Raw genomic sequence first — 17,749 nt, forward strand, 5'->3', positions numbered from 1 at the left:
TCGGCCCCGCCGGCGCGCGGGTCTACCGTGTACCGGGTGATTGACGTACGTCGTTCCGGCGACCGCTACCCCGGCGGCGAGCCCGAGGCCGGGATCGAGTCCCGCCACGCCTTCTCCTTCGGCCCGCACTACGACCCGGACAACCTCCGCTTCGGCGCGATCCTCGCCTGCAACGAGGAACACCTGGCACCCGGCGCCGGCTTCGACGAACACCCGCACAGCCACACCGAGATCGTCACGTGGGTGGTGGAGGGTGAACTGACCCACCGCGACTCCACGGGCCACGAGACGCGGGTCCGCCCCGGCGACGTACAACGCCTCAGCTCCGGCGGCGGCGTCCGCCACGTCGAGCGCAACGACGGCACCGTCCCGCTCACCTTCGTCCAGATGTGGCTGGCCCCCCGCGACCCCGGCGGCGCCCCTGGGTACGAGGTCGTGCGCGGCATCGCCGACTCGACCCCGTACGACGTGCCCGCCGCGGGCGCCATGCTGCACGTGCGCCGCCTGGCGGCGGGCGGGCGCACCGAACTGCCGGGCGCCTCCCACGTCTACGTCCATGTCGTGCGCGGCGCCGTGCGGCTCGGCGGCACGGAACTCGCCGCGGGCGACGCCGCGCGCGTCACGGGGGAAGCGGGACCACAGACGCTGGCCGTGTCCGACGCCGAACTGCTGGTCTGGGAGATGCCCGAGTGACCGGTCGGCCGGACGGCCGTATCCGTGTGAGCCCTGAGATGCCCGGGGCGTCCGCGAAGGGTCGAATGGCGGTGTCGGACACCGACCCGGCGGACAAGGACCGAGGGCATGGCGGAACGAGAAACAACCAGGGAACGGGGCGAGGCCCCCGGAGGCGGACTGCGTCGGCTGGGTGAGTGGTGCGCCCGCCACTTCGTGATCGTCATCGCCGTGTGGGTCGTGGCCCTGGGCGTGCTGCAGGCCCTCAACCAGACCCACGGCGGGCAGTACTCCGACGACTTCACCCTGACCGACGTGCAGTCCGAGAAGGGCCTGGAGGTGCTGCGGGCGCACGATCCGAAGGCGGGCGGCTTCAGCAGCCAGATCGTCCTGCACGACGCCGGCAAGCCCCTGTCCGCGCTCGGCTCGCAGATCTCGGGTGCCGTCGCCGACCTGCAGAAACTGCCGCACGTCCTGGCCGCGCAGAACCCGCTGACCGCCCCCTCGTCCAAGGTCGGCCCGCTGTCCCCGGACGGCAGGACCGGCTACATCACGGTCCGCTTCGACGAGCAGCCCTCCCGCCTCGGCGCCGGTTACCTCAGCGGGGTCGACCACGCTGTACAGCCGCTGAGAGCCGCCGGCGCCGACGTCGAGTACGGCGGAGGACTCGGCGAACTCGCCCGGCCCGAGACCGACGACCGGCTGAGCGAGCTGATCGGCTTCGCGGTGGCCGTCGTCGTCCTGCTGATCGGCTTCGGCAGTGTGATCGCGGCCGGCCTGCCGCTGGTCACGGCCCTGATCGGGGTGGTCGGCGGTCTGGCGTGCCTGGGACTGCTGGCCATCGCCTTCGTCTTCGCCACGGTCTCGCCCACGCTCGCCACGATGATCGGCCTCGGTGTCGGCATCGACTACGCCCTCTTCCTGATCACCCGTCACCGGCAGAACCTCATGGACGGCGCGGACCCGGTGCGCGCCGCCGGCCACGCCACCGCCACCAGCGGACGGGCGGTGCTGGTCTCCGGCACCACGGTGATCGTCGCCCTGATGGGCCTGTACGCCTCCGGCGTGACGTTCATCGGCAAACTCGGCCTCGCCGCGGCCGTCACGGTCGTCTCGGCCGTACTCAGCGCGCTCACTCTCGTGCCGGCCGTGCTGGGGGCGATCGGTCCGGCGGTCGACCGCTACCGGGTGCACAGGCCCGTCGCCGAGACCGACCCCGAGGGGGACGCCGCCCATGGCACCTGGCACCGATACGCCCGACGCGTGGAGCACCATCCGCTGCGCTATCTGATCGGCGGCCTCGTCGTCATCGCGGTGCTGGCCGTCCCCGTCTTCTCGATCCAGCTCGGCCACATCGACGACGGCGCCGACCCCACGTCCTACACCGACCGACGAGCCTTCGACCTGATCTCCGACGCGTTCGGCCCCGGCGCCAACGGGCCGCTCACCGTCGTCGTCGACCAGAGCTCCGTACCGGTCGCACAACGCTCGGACCTGGCGTCCACAATCCAGCAGGCGCTCAACGGCGCGTCCGGAACCTCCCTCGTCACCCCGCTGTCGCCGACGAGCGACAAAGACGTGCTGATCGGCAGTGTCTACTCGGCGCAGCGCCCGCAGAGCGCGGACACCACCGATCTCGCGAACCGGCTCGTCCACCACACCCTGCCCGACGCGGTGTCCGGCACGGCCGCCAAGGGATACGTGACCGGGACGACGGCCGCGCAGGTCGACTTCCGCGACATCGTCGCGAGCCGTCTGCCGCTCATCATCTGCGTCGTGGTCGGCCTGGCCTTCCTGATCATTCTCGCGGTCTTCCGCGGCCTCCTCGTGGCGGTCAAGGCAGCCGTCCTGAACGTCCTGTCGATCACCACCTCGTACGGTGTCGTCGTCGCCGTCTTCCAGTGGGGCTGGGGAGGGTCCGCGCTGGGCGTCCACGGCAAGGTCCCCGTCGAGAGCTATGTGCCGATGATGATGTTCGCCATCATCTTCGGGCTGAGCATGGACTACGAGATCTTCCTGCTCTCCCGGGTGCACGAGGCGTGGCTGCGCATCGGGAACGCGCAGGACGCCGTCGCCCACGCACTGGAGATCACCGCGCGCGTGATCACATGCGCGGCGCTGATCATGGTGAGCGTCTTCGCGGCCTTCATCATCAGCGACAACATCGTGGTCAAGATGCTGGGCCTGGGACTCGCCGTCAGCGTCCTCATCGACGCCACGGTGGCCCGGCTGCTCATGGTGCCCGCCGTGATGACGCTGCTCGGTCCGCGCGCCTGGTGGGCGCCTCGATGGCTGGAACGGATCCTGCCGCACATCGACACCGAGGGGTCGGGCGAGAGCCTCGCCGCCGGCCCACAGCCCTCACCGCGGCGCGAGTGACGCCTCCCTACAGCTCGGCGAGCACCGCGTCCGTCAACACCGGCCACACCTCGGTCGCCCACGGCCCGAACGCCCGGTCCGTCAGCGCCACGCACGCGGCCCGCGCGTCCGGGTCGATCCACAGGAACGTGCCGGCCTGCCCGAAGTGCCCGAACGTCCGCGGCGACGACGAACCGCCCGTCCAGTGCGGCGACTTGTGGTCCCGGATCTCGAAGCCGAGCCCCCAGTCGTTCGGGTTCTGGTGTCCGTAGCCCGGCAGCACCCCCTTCGTGCCCGGGAACTGCACGGTCATCGCCTCGGCCACGGTCCGCGGGTCGAGCAGCCGCGGCGCCTGCACCTCGGCGGCGAACCTCACCAGGTCGTCGACGGTGGACACCCCGTCCTTGGCGGGTGAGCCGTCCAGTGTGGTCGCGGTCATGCCGAGCGGGTCGAGCACGGCCTGTCTCAGATACTCGGCGAACGGGATGTCGGTCGCCTTGGCGATGTGGTCCCCGAGCGCCTCGAACCCGGCGTTCGAGTACAGCCGTCGGGTCCCCGGCTCGTTCATCACCTTGTGCTCGTCGAACGCGAGCCCACTGGTGTGCGCCAGCAGGTGCCGCACCGTGGCCCCCTCGGGGCCCGCGGCCTCGTCGAGCTCGACCGCCCCCTCCTCGTACGCGACGAGCGCCGCGTACGCCGTGAGCGGCTTGGTGACCGAGGCCAGCGCGAAGCGACGGCCCGTCGGGCCGTGTGCCCCGACCACGCTTCCGTCGGCACGGACGACGGCAGCGGCGGCGGTGGGCACCGGCCAGTTCTCGATCAACGCGAGGCTCTGCATGTGTACGAGACTAGAACGTCGGACGCATGGCCGGAGCGGGGGTGTGGACAAACCCGAGCGACGCGTACAACCGTTCACCCTCAGGTGTCGCACCCAGATCGATGCGGCGCACGTCGCACTCCTGGAACCGCTTGCTTGGAGTGCACTCAAGGGTTCTAGCGTAGGGCCCATGACGGTGATGGAGACCACGCCCGCACGGGCCACGCACCCACCCGGAACCTGCAAGCCCGACCCCTCGACCCACCCGCGCCCCGACGGCGAGGACCGCTACACGATCAGCGAAGTGGTCGCCGTCACCGGACTGACCGCGCACACCCTGCGCTGGTACGAGCGGATCGGCCTCATGTCCGACGTCAGCCGCTCGCACACCGGCCAGCGCTGCTACACCAACCGGGACCTCGACTGGCTCGCCCTCGTCGCCAAGCTGCGGCTCACCGGCATGCCGGTGGCCGACATGGTCCGCTACGCCGAGCTGGTGCGCCTGGGCGAGGAGACCTTCGACGAGCGCAGGCAACTGCTCGAGTCCACCCGCCGGGACGTCCTGAACCGGATGGCCGAGCTCCAGGACACCCTGGCCGTGCTCGACTACAAGATCGATATCTACGCCGGCGTCCGCACGGCACAGGAGAGGGCGTGAACCGCATGACCGGCATCACAACCGTCGGCCTCGGCACCGATGGTCCCCGGGTGGGCGTGCAGGGCCTGGGCTGCATGGGCATGAGTTTCGCCTACGGGCCGACCGACGCCGACGAGGCCAGGGCCACCCTGGAACGCGCCCTGGAACTCGGTGTCACCTTCTACGACACCGCCGACGTCTACGGCATGGGCGAGAACGAGGAGTTCCTCGCGCCCTTCGTCAAGGACCACCGCGACGAGATCGTCCTGGCGACCAAGTTCGCCATCAGCGCCGACTCGGCCGACCCACTGGACACCACCCAGCGCATCATCCGCAACGACCCCGCGTACATCAGGAGTTGCATCGACGCCAGCCTGCGGCGCCTGGGCGTCGATGCCGTCGACCTGTACTACATGCACCGCCGCGACCCGGACGTGCCGATCGAGGAGACGGTCGGCGTGATGGCCGAACTCGTCGCCGCGGGCAAGGTCAAGCACCTCGGACTGAGCGAGGTCACCGCGGCCGAGCTGCGCGCCGCGCACGCCGTCCACCCGATCACGGCCGTCCAGTCCGAGTGGTCCTTGTTCAGCCGCGACATCGAACGCTCGGTCGTACCGGCCGCGGCGGAACTCGGCGTCGGGCTCGTGCCCTACTCGCCGCTCGGCCGAGGCTTCCTCACCGGCGCCTTCGTCGACGCCGACAAGGAGCTGACCGACGGCGACTTCCGCCGTCGGCAGCCTCGGTTCACCGGGGACAACGCCGCCGCGAACGCCGCCCTCCTGGAGCCCGTACGGGGCATCGCCGACGCCCATGGCGCCTCGCTCGGCCAGATCGCACTGGCCTGGGTGCACCGGCAGGCGGAGACCTTCGGTCTCCCGGTCGTGCCGATCCCGGGCACGCGCAAGCGCACGCGCGTGGAGGAGAACACCGCGGCGACGCGGATCGCGCTCACCGACGACGAGCTGGCCCGCCTCGAGCCGATCGCGGCGCGGGTGTCCGGCGACCGGTACGCCGACATGACGCCCACGTCGGCCGGGCGCGAGTGACCGCGCGGTGACACGCGCGGCACGTCACGTGGCAAGACGCGGGGCAAGACGCGCGCTCGGCGCAGTCGCTCACAATTCCGCGAGCAGTTCCGCCTTCTTCGCCGAGAACTCCGTGTCCGTGACGAGCCCCGCCTGGTGCAGCTCACCCAGGTGACGGATGCGGTCGGCGATGTCGGCCGGGTCGCGCCGCGGCGCCGGTACCGGCGCCGTGTGCGACGGCCCGGCCGGTGCGGCGGTGGCGGGAACCGTCCGGCCCGCCGCGCGGACGGCCGCGAGCACCGACGCCGCGAACGGCAGCGACTCGTGCACCGGCCCGTACCCGCCGCCGAAGACGACGGCGGCCGGGTCCTGGTCGGCCTGCCCGGCCGGTCGGTCTTCGGACGCGCCGTGGCGCAGCAGCCGCAGATGGCCGTCGGACAGCTCGGGGGAGCGCCACTCGACGCCGCACAGCTCGGCGACGGGAAACGACTTGTCGCCCGCCTTCCACTTCGCGGACGACGCCCCCGTCCAGAACCAGCGGAAGAAGACCGCCGAGCCGTCGAAGGACGCCTTCCCGTCGTACGCCTTGAACTGCAAGGGGGTCTTGGGCAGCGGAACCCTGGGCGGCGCCACCAGGTAGGCGTCGGGGCGGTCGTCGTCGCTCCCCGCGGCATCGCAGGTGCGGTCGGCGGCGGCCTTGGCGAGCCGTTCGCGCAGCTCGTCGGCGTGGCGCTCGGCGAGCTCCGCCTTCTGGGCGGGCAGCACGAGGCGGTACGGGTCGCTGGCCGCCTTGAGCTGGCCCCGGGCGGCGTCCATGAGTGGATCGGCGCCCGGTCTCGGCTCGGCGTGCAGGACCACGGTGCCGCGCTTGCCAGGCGTCACGGTCACCGTCCTGACCGCTTCCAGGGGGATCTGGCGCTCTCCGAGCACCTGTAGGAGCTTCGGTGTGCGGATTCCCCGTTCGAAGCGGATGAGCAGGGAGTCCGTCGTGAGCTCCCAGGCGGCATGAAATCCGGCCAGTACGTCACCCATGCGGCTCATCGTAGGCGGCGGGCGCCGCTCCGTCGCCTGTTGCGCGAAACCGCGTTTGTACCGACTTCTACGCGCGTCGGGAGGGGGACTCACCGGAAAAACCATTCCGGCAGTCGGGATGCGAGTCGGCGCACCGCACCGATCGGTACGAGCCAGTCCCGATGTCGGCGAAGTTGGCGAGGCTCTCGGTGCCCGGCGTGAAGTATCCGGCGTGCCCCTTGGCGTCGCCCGCCGCGAAGACGCGCGAGCCGAACGCGGAGGAGACCGGGTCGGCGCCATGGCCGAGACCGCCCACCTCCAGGTACGGCACGTCCTGGATCCAGTCGTCCTTGTCGCGCGTGGCCCACACGCGCGCGTGGGTGCCGAGGCCCGCCGCGTTCCGCGTGCGCATCCCGGGGCTGCCCGCGACCGCGATGTCGGTGACCCGGGCGGGCAGGCGGTGCGCGGCGACGCCGCACAGCACGGTGCCGTAGCTGTGGCAGAACAGCTCCACGGGGGCGCGTCCGGGCAGGCCGCCGTGGAGCAGTGCGTTGAGCCGGACCGCGCCCTCGTCCGCGCGCATCGCGGTGGCCGCGTCCACACCGAGGCCGTCGGGCGCGGTGTAGTCGGCCCAGGCGATGACCGCGGTGCGGGTGCCCGGGCTCTCGGCGCGCTCGGCGGCGTACAGGGCGCGGGCCATGCCCACGGGGGCGGAGTAGGGCCGTGAGGTGCGCTCGAACGTCAGGAGGTTGGTGCCCACGCCCGGCACCACGATCGAGATCCGGTCGGCCGTGCGGATGTCGCCGAAGACCTCGGCGACGCGGCCGCCGCCCATCGGGTCGAAGGCGAGGATCTCGCGGCCTCCGGCGGCCAGGTGCGCGAAGCGCTGCATGCGCTTCTTGGCGTCGGCGTGGCCGACGTCCGAGAGCCGCTTGTCGAACATGCGCTTGTGCGCGACCTCGCGGGCGTGTTCGAGCGCGACGTGGTTGGCGCGGTAACGCAGCGACAGCGGGGCCCCGTTCATGTTGCCGACGGCCAGCGGATAGCGCTCGGCGAGCCGTTCGCGCTGGGGCGCGGTGAGCGAGGCGAAGAAGTGCGACAGACGGGCGGGGGAGCTGTCGGGGGCGGGCAGGGCGTGCCCGTCGACACGGCCGTGCTCCCAGGCGGACAGCGCGGCCTGCACGGGCGAGGTGACCGCCTTGTGCTGACGTACGGCGGTCCAGCCGGTGGTCGCCAGCATGACGAACACGACGGCCAGCGCGAGCAGTGCGCGCCAGACGTTCAGCTGGTGGGGGGAGGAGTCGAAGGAAGTCACTGCGGGACACCCTAGGAGAAGCGCACCCGGCTCCGTGCGGCGGGTGAGGCAGATCACGCGTTCCCGGGTGTATTTCGGTAGAACCACGCCTAGTTGCTGTCGAACTCTCACCCTCGGTGAGCGTCTGTCGGCCGTGGCCGGTCACTCGGTGTCGTCGTCGCACCACTGTTCGCCGAGCGCGGGCTTGAGGTGGTCGAGGTAGGACTCGGTGAGGGCGCGGATCGCGTCGATGCTCGGATCGCCACCCGCGCCCCACAGGTGTCCCGTCATCCGCAGGACGCCGCCGAAGGCGGCCACCAGCACGCGCGGCCGGGGGTCGGTGTGTACGTCGAGCCCCTCGCGCTCGGCGATCACGCGCGCGGCCTGCTCCTCCAGCTCCATGGAGCGGCGCAGGTGGGTGGCGAGCAGTGAGGGAGTCGACTCGATCATCTGGTAGGCGCGCATGTGGAGTTCGACCGGGACGACCTCCTCGACGGACCGGTTCATGGCGTCCCAGGTGTCCAGGAGCGTCCCGCGCAGTGCCTCCAGCGGGCTTTCACCGGGCGGGCGTTGGCGCAGCCCCTCGATGAACCCGGCCTCGACCATCTCCTGCACGGCGAAGGCGGCTTCCTCCTTGTTGGCGAAGTAGCGGAAGAACGTGCGCTGGGAGATCTCGCAGGCCGCGGTGATCTCGTCGACGGTCGTCCGGTCGAAGCCCTGCGTCGTGAAGAGTTCCAGCGCGACGCGAAGCAGGGCGTCGCGGGTGCGCTGCTTCTTGAGTTCCCGCAGGTTGGGGGCGGCCGCCATGGATTCTTCGGGTCCTCTGTCTCTCGCTGTTCGTGCAGCTCAGCATAGTGTGAGCGACGTGACAGTTACCGACTAGTGAAATGCTCTGTCAACTGTCAGCAGCTGTCACTAGCCTCGAAGGCATGACTAGTCAGACCACTGTCGACAAGGCGGACCGGGCACCGGAGCCCGCAGCCGTCCCGGCACCGCCCAAGGGGCTGCGGGGGCACCCCTGGCTCACGCTGTTCTCCGTCGCGATCGGCGTGATGATGGTGGCCCTGGACGGCACCATCGTGGCCATCGCCAACCCCGCCATCCAGAAGGACCTCGGCGCGAGCTTCGCCGACGTCCAGTGGATCACCAACGGCTACTTCCTCGCCCTCGCGGTCACCCTCATCACCGCGGGCAAGCTCGGCGACCGGTTCGGCCACCGCCAGACGTTCCTCATAGGCGTGGTGGGCTTCGCCAGCGCCTCGGGGGCCATCGGCCTGTCGAACAGCATCGCCCTGGTCATCACGTTCCGCGTCTTCCAGGGCCTGTTCGGCGCACTGCTCATGCCCGCCGCGCTCGGCGTGCTGCGGGCCACCTTCCCGGCCGAGAAGCTGAACATGGCCATCGGCATCTGGGGCATGGTCATCGGCGCCTCGACCGCGGGCGGCCCGATCCTCGGCGGCCTGCTCGTCGAGCACGTCAGCTGGCAGTCGGTCTTCTTCATCAACGTGCCGGTGGGCGTCGTCGCCCTCGTCCTGGGCCTGGTGATCCTCCTGGACCACCGCGCCGAGAACGCGCCGCGCTCCTTCGACATCCCCGGCATCCTGCTGCTGTCCGGCGCGATGTTCTGCCTGGTGTGGGCCATCATCAAGGCGCCCACCTGGGGCTGGGGAGACGGCAGGACATGGATGTTCATCGCCGTGTCGGCGGTGTGCTTCGCGGTCTTCGCGTACTGGGAGGCCCGGGTGGCCGAGCCGCTGATCCCGCTCGGGCTCTTCCGGTCGGTGTCGCTGACGGCCGGCGTCGTCCTCATCATGCTCATGGCCATCGCCTTCATGGGTGGGCTGTTCTTCGTCACGTTCTACCTGCAGAACGTGCACGGCATGAGCCCCATCGACGCCGGTCTGCATCTGCTTCCGCTCACCGGCATGATGATCGTCGGCTCGCCGCTGGCCGGCGCGCTGATCACGAAGCTCGGCCCGCGCGTCCCGCTCGCGGGCGGCATGGTGTGCACGGCGGTCGCCATGTACGGCATGTCCACGATGGAGGCGGGCACCGGCAGCGGCATCATGTCCGTCTGGTTCGCCCTGCTCGGTCTCGGCCTGGCCCCGGTCATGGTGGGTGCCACGGAGGTCATCGTCGGCAACGCGCCGATGGAGCTGTCGGGTGTGGCCGGTGGCCTCCAGCAGGCCGCGATGCAGATCGGCGGCAGCCTCGGCACCGCCGTGCTCGGCGCCGTGATGGCCTCGCGGGTCGACAGCGACCTGGCCGGGAACTGGGCGGCCGCCAAGCTGCCGCCGCTCACCCCGGCCCAGCTCGACCAGGCGTCCGAGGCCGTTCAGGTCGGCGTCGCGCCGGTGCCTCCGCACACTCCCGCGGCCCTCGCCGAGAAGATCACGAGCGTGGCGCACGACACCTTCATCTCCGGGATGAGCGCGGCCTGCCTGGTCGCGACGGGGGTGGCGGTCGTCGCCGTCCTGGTCGCGCTGCTGACCAAGCGGGGGTCCAACGCGGAGGCGGGAGCGGGCGCCGCACACGTCTGACGCGGACCTCGGGGACCGGCGGGTCCGGCGAACCCCCAATGGCCTTCGCCTGCCGAAACCGCTCATGTGGGGGAAGCTCCCGGGGAACTCTCCGGGAGCTTTCGCTTGTCCGGGTGACGTCGCCCCGTCAGCCCTTCCCGGAAGCGGCCCCTCCGGGCCAGAGTGTCGACAGCTGATCAGTGGCGACCGCAACTGGTCCATACGACACGGGGGTTGACGCGCATGCGTACGTTCAAGACCACGTTCAAGACCATGCCCAGGCTCACGGCCACGGCCGCGGCGGCGCTCGCCGCGATGGCGCTGACACCCGGCCTCGCCGCCGCGGCGGCGCCGCCCACGTCCGGCGACTGCGGGGCGGGCCAGCTGTGCCTGTGGGACAAACCGGGGTTCAAGGGGCACAAGTCCGTCCGTGAACTGACGAACACCGACATCGAGAGCTGCATCGCACTGCCGGAGGGGAGCAGCGCGGCGTCCCTCGCCAACCGCACCGGTCACCCCGTGACCGCGTACCAGTCGGCGACCTGCGGCGAGACGGCGGAGTTCCAGACCTATCCGGGCAGCGGCACCTGGGCGCCGGAATCCCCCTACCGGATCAGGGCGTTCAAGATCTGGGAGAGATAGCGTCGGCCGGAGTCCGATCGGCCGCAGCGGACTCGGCGGCGACACCACCGGCCGTGCGCGGTGTCGGGTCGGAGGGTGTCGGGCCGGCAGGTGCCAGGTCGGTGGGTGTCAGGACGGCAGGTGCCGGGTCGGTCGGTGTCGTCTCGGCGGGCGCCGTGCGCCCCGCGTGCGAGAGGGCCGCCACCTGAGAGCGCAGCGCCGCCACTTCCCGGGTGAGCGTCTCGATCGCCTCGGTCTGGCGGCGCGCGCCCTCCTCGTCCTGGTCGAACCGGGAGATGAACCACGCGGCGATGTTGGCGGTGACCACACCGAGCAGCGCGATGCCCGACAGCATCAGGCCGACCGCGAGCAGCCGCCCCAGGCCCGTCGTGGGCGCGAAGTCGCCGTAGCCGACCGTCGTCATCGTGGTGAACGACCACCACGCGGCGTCGCCCAGCGTCTTGATGTTGCTGTGCGGCGCTCCCCGCTCCACCGACAGCACGGCCAGCGAGCCGAACATCAGCAGGCCCACCACGGCGCCGCCGACGTACATGGTCAGCCGGATCTGCTCCGCCATCCGGGCCCGCTTGCCGACCAGCAGCAGAGTCGACACCACCCGCAGCAGCCGCAGGGGCTGCGCCAGCGGAAGCACCACGGCGAGGAGGTCGAGAAGATGCGTCCTTACGAAGAACCAGCGAGCCGGCGAGAGAAGCAGCCGGACCACGTAGTCGAGGGCGAAGGCGCCCCACACGACCCACTCGACCACCATGCACGCCGTGTGCACCGCGCGAGAGGCGTCCGGTTCGACGATGGGGAGCGCGTAGGCGGCGGCGAACGCGACCGCGAGGGCCAGCAGAGGTCGCTGCGTACGTCGTTCCCACTGGATCTGCGCCGGTTGCTCCTTCATGGCCGCATCGTAGGAAAGGCAGGTGGGCGGCGGGGCCACCGGCCCCGCCGCCCACCGCTCAGGCGTCCGATCGGGTGCGCCTCACGCGTCGCCGCCGGCCGCGCCCGGGTGGGCCGCGGCGACGTCGAGCAACTGGTACCGGTCGATCGCCTGCTTCAGAGCGGAGCGGTCGACCTTCCCCTCACGGGCCAGTTCCGTCAGCACCGCCACCACGACCGACTGCGCGTCGATGTGGAAGTAGCGGCGCGCGGCGCCCCGCGTGTCCGCGAAACCGAAGCCGTCCGCACCCAGCGACTGGTACGTGCCGGGCACCCAGCGGGCGATCTGGTCGGGCACCGACCGCATCCAGTCCGACACGGCGACGAACGGGCCCTGGGCCCCGGACAGCTTCCGCGTCACGTAGGGCGTGCGCTGCTCCTCCTCGGGGTGCAGCAGATTGTGGCGCTCCACCTCGACCGCCTCGCGGCGCAGCTCGTTCCAGGACGTCGCGGACCACACGTCGGCCCGTACGTTCCACTCCCGCGCGAGGATCTCCTGCGCCTCCATCGCCCACGGGACGCCGACGCCCGAGGCGAGGATCTGCGCGGGGATCTCGCCCGCGGACCCTGCGCTGATGCGGTGGATGCCCTTGAGGATGCCCTCGACGTCGACGTCGGCCGGTTCGGCGGGGTGCTGGATCGGCTCGTTGTAGACGGTGAGGTAGTAGAAGACGTCCTCGCCGGGCTTGCCGTCGGCGGTCGGGCCGTACATGCGACGCAGGCCGTCCTTGACGATGTGCGCGATCTCGTACGCGTAGGCCGGGTCGTAGGCGACACAGGCCGGGTTCGTCGAGGCGAGCAGCTGCGAGTGGCCGTCGGCGTGCTGCAGGCCCTCGCCGGTCAGGGTGGTGCGGCCCGCCGTCGCGCCGAGCACGAAGCCGCGCGCGAGCTGGTCGCCCATCTGCCAGAACTGGTCCCCGGTGCGCTGGAAACCGAACATCGAGTAGAAGACGTACACCGGGATCAGCGGCTCGCCGTGCGTCGCGTAGGCCGAGCCGGCCGCGATGAGCGACGCGGTGCAGCCCGCCTCCGAGATGCCGTCGTGCAGCATCTGGCCGGTCGGCGACTCCTTGTAGGCGAGCAGCAGTTCACGGTCGACGGATTCGTACTGCTGACCGAGCGGGTTGTAGATCTTCGCACTCGGGAAGAAGGAGTCCATGCCGAAGGTGCGGTACTCGTCGGGGGCGATCAGTACGAACCGCCTACCGATCTCCTTGTCCCGCATGAGGTCCTTCAGAAGCCTGACGAACGCCATGGTGGTGGCGATGGACTGCTGACCGGACCCCTTCTTCACGGTCGCGTACGCCTTGTCGTCGGGCAGCTGGAGCGGCTTCGCGCGCACGACGCGGGTCGGGACATACCCGCCCAGCGCCTTGCGGCGGTCGTGCATGTACTGGATCTCGTCGGTGTCGCGGCCCGGATGGTAGTAGGGCGGCAGGCCGTCCTCGAGCTCCTTGTCGGGGATCGGCAGGTGCAGCCGGTCGCGGAAGCCCTTCAGGTCGTCGACCGTCAGCTTCTTCATCTGGTGCGTGGCGTTGCGGCCCTCGAAGTTCGGGCCGAGCGTCCAGCCCTTGACGGTCTGCGCCAGGATCACCGTCGGCTGACCCTTGTGCTCCTTGGCCGCCGTGAACGCCGCGAAGATCTTCTTGTGGTCGTGGCCGCCGCGCCCCAGGTGCAGGATCTGCTGGTCGGTCATGTGCTCGACCATGGCGCGCAGCCGGTGGTCGTCGCCGAAGAAGTGGTCGCGGATGTACGCGCCGGTCTCGGTGGCGTACGTCTGGAACTGGCCGTCGGGCGTGATGTTGAGCTTGTTGACCAGGACGCCGTCGCGGTCCTGGGCGAGCAGCGGGTCCCAGCTGCGGTCCCAGACGAGCTTGATCACATTCCAGCCGGCGCCGCGGAACTGGGACTCCAGCTCCTGGATGATCTTGCCGTTGCCGCGGACCGGCCCGTCGAGGCGCTGAAGGTTGCAGTTGACGACGAAGGTGAGGTTGTCGAGGCCCTCACGGGCGGCGATGGAGAGCTGGCCGAGCGACTCCGGCTCGTCCATCTCGCCGTCGCCCAGGAAGGCCCACACGTGCGACGTGGAGGTGTCGGCGATGCCGCGGGCCTCCATGTAGCGGTTCATCCGGGCCTGGAAGATCGCGCCGAGCGGGCCGAGGCCCATGGAGACGGTGGGGAACTCCCAGAAGTCCGGCATCAGCCGCGGGTGCGGGTAGGAGGAGAGCCCGTCGGGCGCCTTCGACTTCTCCTGGCGGAACCCGTCGAGCTGGTCCTCGGTGAGCCGGTCCAGGAGATAGGCGCGGGCGTAGATGCCCGGCGAGGCGTGGCCCTGGAAGAAGACCTGGTCGCCGCCGCGGCCGTCGTCCTTGCCGCGGAAGAAGTGGTTGAAGCCGACGTCGTAGAGAGAGGCGGAGGAGGCGAAGGTGGCGATGTGACCGCCGACGCCGATGCCGGGCCGCTGGGCGCGGGAGACCATCACCGCGGCGTTCCAGCGGGTCGCGTTCAGGATCTTGCGCTCGATCTCCTCGTTGCCGGGGAAGAACGGCTCGTCCTTGGTGGCGATCGTGTTGATGTAGTCCGTGCTGCGCATCTCGGGCACGGCCACGCGCTTCTCACGGGCCCGCTCGATCAGCCGCAGCATCAGATAGCGGGCGCGTTCGCGGCCGCGTTCGTCGATGGCGGCGTCAAGGGAGTCGAGCCACTCCTGGGTCTCCTCCGGATCGAAGTCCGGGACCTGGCTGGGAAGACCGCCAATGATGATCGGGTTGCGATCGGATCCGGAAGCCACGCTGTTCCTTCACTGTCGGTGATGCCACTGTTCCACTGTCGGATACGCCTTGGTCCATCGTGTACCTCGGATCCGCAATCGTCATCTCTACCCGGGGGTGGACTGCGGACAGCGTGAGGTGCGGGGCGGGTGCCGTCAGGGGCGCGAACGAATCGCAACGATACGCCCATTTCGCTCACGCGTTCCGGCTGGGTGTACGGTCCCGTTCGTACCCGTCGGCGGTGCAGGGCGGGCAAACCCGGCAGAATGGTGTGGCGCAGGTCACCGATCCTGGGGGATCCTTACTCAGAGTTGAGGTGACACTGCCTGGAACGTCACCGTTTCGGCGGTCTTGACGGTCGGGTACTTGCGCGATCCGTCGCGCACGTGTGGACTACGGCCAACGCTTCGCGTGTGCGCGCGGGGCCGCAGACAACTTCGTAAACATGATCAGGAGGCAATCCGTGAGCGCGACCGCGGACCACGCGGACACACAGGGTCTGGTCGAACGGCTGGGCTTCGCTGCCGGGCAGGTGGTCCAGGAGATCGGCTACGACGATGACGTCGACATGGAGCTCCGCGAGTCCATCGAGAAGGTTATCGGTGAGGATGGCGAGCTCGTCGACGAGGACTATGACGACGTTGCCGATGCCGTGGTGCTCTGGTTCCGCGAGGACGACGGGGACCTGACGGATGCGCTGGTGGACGCCATCGCATACATCGAGGAAGGCGGCCCCATCGTGCTGCTGACCCCGAAGACCGGCCGCGACGGCTATGTCGAGCCGAGTGAGGTCAGTGACGCTGCCAATACCGCGGGTCTGACCGCGAGCAAGAGCGTCAGTGTGGGCAAGGACTGGTCGGGCAGCCGCCTGGCCACGCCGAAGGCGGCGGCCGCCAAGAAGCGGTAGCCGTCCCGGCGGAAACGGGATTCGTTGTGTGGCCCCGGCGGGTTTTGCGCCCCGCCGGGGCCACAGCTCTTCCGCGGCGGCTCTTGCCACGGCTGCTTCTCCACAGGCGGAGAACCGCTCCTCGGGGCGAGCCACTAGGCTGAGGCCACCCGAACAGCCCCGTCGAAGGGAAGCTTCATCATGGCGCTCGCTGGCATCACGACCGGCACCAAGGCTCCGGACTTCGAGCTGAAGAACCAGCACGGCGAGACCGTGAAGCTCTCGGACTTCCGAGGCGAGAAGAACGTGGTGCTGCTGTTCTACCCGTTCGCCTTCACCGGGGTCTGCACCGGCGAGCTGTGCGCGCTCCGCGACGAGCTGCCCAAGTTCGTCAACGACGACGTGCAGCTGCTCGCCGTCTCCAACGACTCCCCGTTCTCCCTGCGGGTGTTCGCCGAGCAGGAGGGCCTTGAGTACCCGCTGCTCTCCGACTTCTGGCCGCACGGCGAGACCTCGCGTGCCTACGGCGTCTTCGACGAGGAGAAGGGCTGCGCGGTGCGCGGCACCTTCGTCATCGACAAGGAGGGCGTGGTCCGCTGGACGGTCGTCAACGGCCTGCCCGACGCCCGTGACCTGAACGAGTACGTCACGGCGCTCGAGACGCTCTGACCCGTGACACCCGGTGCGGGTGAGGTGCCCGGCCGAGGCGACACCCCTGTGTGAAGCCTCGCCGGGGGTGGGAACCCCTCACTAGGATCCAGACGTTGATCCGGTACCAAGACGCACTACGGGGCTCCCCGCCCCTGAAGACCAAAGGGAGGACACGTGGGAGTCAGCCTCAGCAAGGGCGGCAACGTATCGCTGAGCAAGGAGGCCCCTGGCCTCACGGCGGTCGTCGTGGGCCTCGGGTGGGACGTCCGCACCACCACCGGCGCGGACTTCGACCTGGACGCCAGCGCGATCCTGACGAACGCGGAGGGCAAGGTCAGCACCGACCAGAACTTCGTGTTCTTCAACAACCTCAAGAGCCCCGACGGCTCGGTGGAACACACCGGCGACAACCTCACGGGCGAGGGTGAGGGCGACGACGAGCAGATCAAGGTCGACCTCGCGAGCGTCCCGGCCGACGTCGACAAGATCGTCTTCCCGGTCTCCATCTACGACGCGGAGAACCGCCAGCAGTCCTTCGGTCAGGTGCGCAACGCGTTCATCCGCGTAGTGAACCAGGCGGGCGGCGCCGAGATCGCGCGCTACGACCTGTCCGAGGACGCGTCCACGGAGACCGCCATGGTCTTCGGCGAGCTGTACCGGCACGGCGCCGAGTGGAAGTTCCGTGCCATCGGTCAGGGCTACGCGTCGGGCCTGCGCGGCATCGCGCAGGACTTCGGCGTCAACGTCTGAGGCGACCCAGCGCCACGGAAGCCACGCGTCCGGCGCCGCACTCGCGCAGTGCGGCGCCGGACGCGCTGGCCTCACGGCACCGGCCCGCCGGCGACCGGCCCGACAGCACCAGTCCGACAACAGCACAGCACAGCCACACATCGGGGAGGACCACGATCATGGGCGTCACGCTCGCCAAGGGAGGCAATGTCTCCCTCTCCAAGGCCGCACCGAACCTCACACAGGTCATGATCGGACTTGGCTGGGACGCACGCTCCACCACGGGCGCCGACTTCGACCTGGACGCCAGCGCCCTGCTGTGCACCGGCGGCCGGGTCATGGGCGACGAGTGGTTCGTCTTCTACAACCAGCTCACCAGCCCCGACGGCTCGGTCGAGCACACCGGTGACAACCTCACGGGTGAGGGCGAGGGTGACGACGAGTCGATCCTCATCGACCTCTCCAAGGTCCCGGCCGCCTGCGACAAGATCGTCTTCCCGGTCTCGATCCACGACGCGGACGCCCGCGGCCAGACGTTCGGCCAGGTCAGCAACGCGTTCATCCGCGTCGTGAACCAAGCCGACGGTCAGGAACTCGCGCGCTACGACCTCTCCGAGGACGCCTCCACCGAGACCGCGATGATCTTCGGCGAGGTCTACCGGTACGGCGGCGAGTGGAAGTTCCGCGCAGTCGGACAGGGGTACGCGTCGGGGCTGCGCGGCATCGCTCTAGACTTTGGGGTCAATGTTTCGTAAAGCCGTGCGCGGAGCGGGGGAGCCCCGTACAACCAGCACGGGGTAACCCGTACAGACG

The 17,749-nt window shown here is 70.0% G+C and carries 16 protein-coding genes; 10 read left to right on the forward strand and 6 right to left on the reverse strand.

The window, feature by feature from the left end:
- Nucleotides 1–39: 39 nt before the first annotated feature.
- The gene (locus OFY01_RS09550; RefSeq protein ID WP_407700311.1) at nt 40–693 is read left to right on the forward strand and encodes a pirin family protein; all 654 of its coding nucleotides are present in this window, start codon (nt 40–42) and stop codon (nt 691–693) included.
- A 108-nt stretch (nt 694–801) separates the two neighbouring features.
- Entirely contained in the window at nt 802–3,051 is a 2,250-nt protein-coding gene (locus tag OFY01_RS09555; RefSeq protein WP_266598269.1) for an MMPL family transporter, read from the forward strand.
- 7 nt (nt 3,052–3,058) lie between these two features.
- Here OFY01_RS09555 and OFY01_RS09560 read toward each other — a convergent pair whose 3' ends face one another.
- Entirely contained in the window at nt 3,059–3,868 is an 810-nt protein-coding gene (locus OFY01_RS09560) for a serine hydrolase domain-containing protein (protein WP_266598270.1), read from the reverse strand.
- A 169-nt stretch (nt 3,869–4,037) separates the two neighbouring features.
- On the opposite strand from OFY01_RS09560, the gene OFY01_RS09565 reads away from it, so the two are divergent.
- Together OFY01_RS09565 and OFY01_RS09570 are read left to right on the forward strand one after the other, a co-directional pair.
- Entirely contained in the window at nt 4,038–4,505 is a 468-nt protein-coding gene (locus OFY01_RS09565) for a MerR family transcriptional regulator (RefSeq protein ID WP_266598271.1), read from the forward strand.
- Between the two features lie 5 nt (nt 4,506–4,510).
- Nucleotides 4,511–5,530, forward strand: coding sequence for an aldo/keto reductase (locus OFY01_RS09570; RefSeq protein WP_266598272.1), 1,020 nt, complete (start codon nt 4,511–4,513; stop codon nt 5,528–5,530).
- A 69-nt stretch (nt 5,531–5,599) separates the two neighbouring features.
- On the opposite strand, the gene OFY01_RS09575 is transcribed toward OFY01_RS09570, so the two are convergent.
- The 3 genes from OFY01_RS09575 to OFY01_RS09585 form a co-directional block, all read right to left on the reverse strand.
- On the reverse strand, nt 5,600–6,541 hold the full coding sequence (locus OFY01_RS09575) for a DUF4429 domain-containing protein (RefSeq protein ID WP_266598273.1): 942 nt from the start codon (nt 6,539–6,541) through the stop codon (nt 5,600–5,602).
- Between the two features lie 67 nt (nt 6,542–6,608).
- A complete protein-coding gene (locus tag OFY01_RS09580) occupies nt 6,609–7,835 on the reverse strand; it encodes an alpha/beta hydrolase (RefSeq protein ID WP_266598274.1) in 1,227 nt (408 codons plus the stop codon).
- Between the two features lie 141 nt (nt 7,836–7,976).
- Nucleotides 7,977–8,621: a TetR/AcrR family transcriptional regulator gene (locus OFY01_RS09585; RefSeq protein ID WP_266598275.1), complete on the reverse strand. Its 645-nt coding sequence runs from the start codon at nt 8,619–8,621 to the stop codon at nt 7,977–7,979.
- Between the two features lie 122 nt (nt 8,622–8,743).
- Here OFY01_RS09585 and OFY01_RS09590 point away from each other — a divergent pair, with 122 nt between their 5' ends.
- The gene (locus tag OFY01_RS09590; RefSeq protein ID WP_266598276.1) at nt 8,744–10,354 is read left to right on the forward strand and encodes an MFS transporter; all 1,611 of its coding nucleotides are present in this window, start codon (nt 8,744–8,746) and stop codon (nt 10,352–10,354) included.
- A 222-nt stretch (nt 10,355–10,576) separates the two neighbouring features.
- Nucleotides 10,577–10,975, forward strand: coding sequence for a peptidase inhibitor family I36 protein (locus OFY01_RS09595; protein WP_266598277.1), 399 nt, complete (start codon nt 10,577–10,579; stop codon nt 10,973–10,975).
- Here OFY01_RS09595 and OFY01_RS09600 read toward each other — a convergent pair.
- Nucleotides 10,956–11,861 (reverse strand): potassium channel family protein, encoded by a 906-nt coding sequence (locus OFY01_RS09600; RefSeq protein WP_266598278.1) that lies wholly within the window; start codon nt 11,859–11,861, stop codon nt 10,956–10,958. The genes OFY01_RS09595 and OFY01_RS09600 overlap by 20 nt on opposite strands.
- An 81-nt stretch (nt 11,862–11,942) precedes the next feature.
- Complete coding sequence (aceE, locus tag OFY01_RS09605) at nt 11,943–14,690, reverse strand: pyruvate dehydrogenase (acetyl-transferring), homodimeric type (RefSeq protein WP_266598279.1); 2,748 nt, start codon at nt 14,688–14,690, stop codon at nt 11,943–11,945.
- A gap of 443 nt (nt 14,691–15,133) precedes the next feature.
- Here aceE and OFY01_RS09610 point away from each other — a divergent pair, with 443 nt between their 5' ends.
- From OFY01_RS09610 to OFY01_RS09625, 4 genes are all read left to right on the forward strand, one after another.
- Nucleotides 15,134–15,577 (forward strand): DUF3052 domain-containing protein, encoded by a 444-nt coding sequence (locus OFY01_RS09610; protein WP_266598281.1) that lies wholly within the window; start codon nt 15,134–15,136, stop codon nt 15,575–15,577.
- Between the two features lie 180 nt (nt 15,578–15,757).
- Nucleotides 15,758–16,225, forward strand: a complete 468-nt coding sequence (locus OFY01_RS09615) for a peroxiredoxin (protein ID WP_266598283.1) — start codon at nt 15,758–15,760, stop codon at nt 16,223–16,225.
- A 156-nt stretch (nt 16,226–16,381) separates the two neighbouring features.
- Nucleotides 16,382–16,957: a TerD family protein gene (locus tag OFY01_RS09620; protein WP_266598285.1), complete on the forward strand. Its 576-nt coding sequence runs from the start codon at nt 16,382–16,384 to the stop codon at nt 16,955–16,957.
- 158 nt (nt 16,958–17,115) lie between these two features.
- Nucleotides 17,116–17,691 carry a TerD family protein gene (locus tag OFY01_RS09625; RefSeq protein ID WP_266598287.1) on the forward strand — a complete coding sequence of 192 codons (576 nt, stop codon included), beginning with the start codon at nt 17,116–17,118 and terminating at the stop codon, nt 17,689–17,691.
- The last annotated feature ends 58 nt before the right edge of the window (nt 17,692–17,749 follow it).

The sequence above is a fragment of the Streptomyces beihaiensis genome (assembly GCF_026274175.1).
Taxonomy (GTDB): domain Bacteria; phylum Actinomycetota; class Actinomycetes; order Streptomycetales; family Streptomycetaceae; genus Streptomyces; species Streptomyces beihaiensis.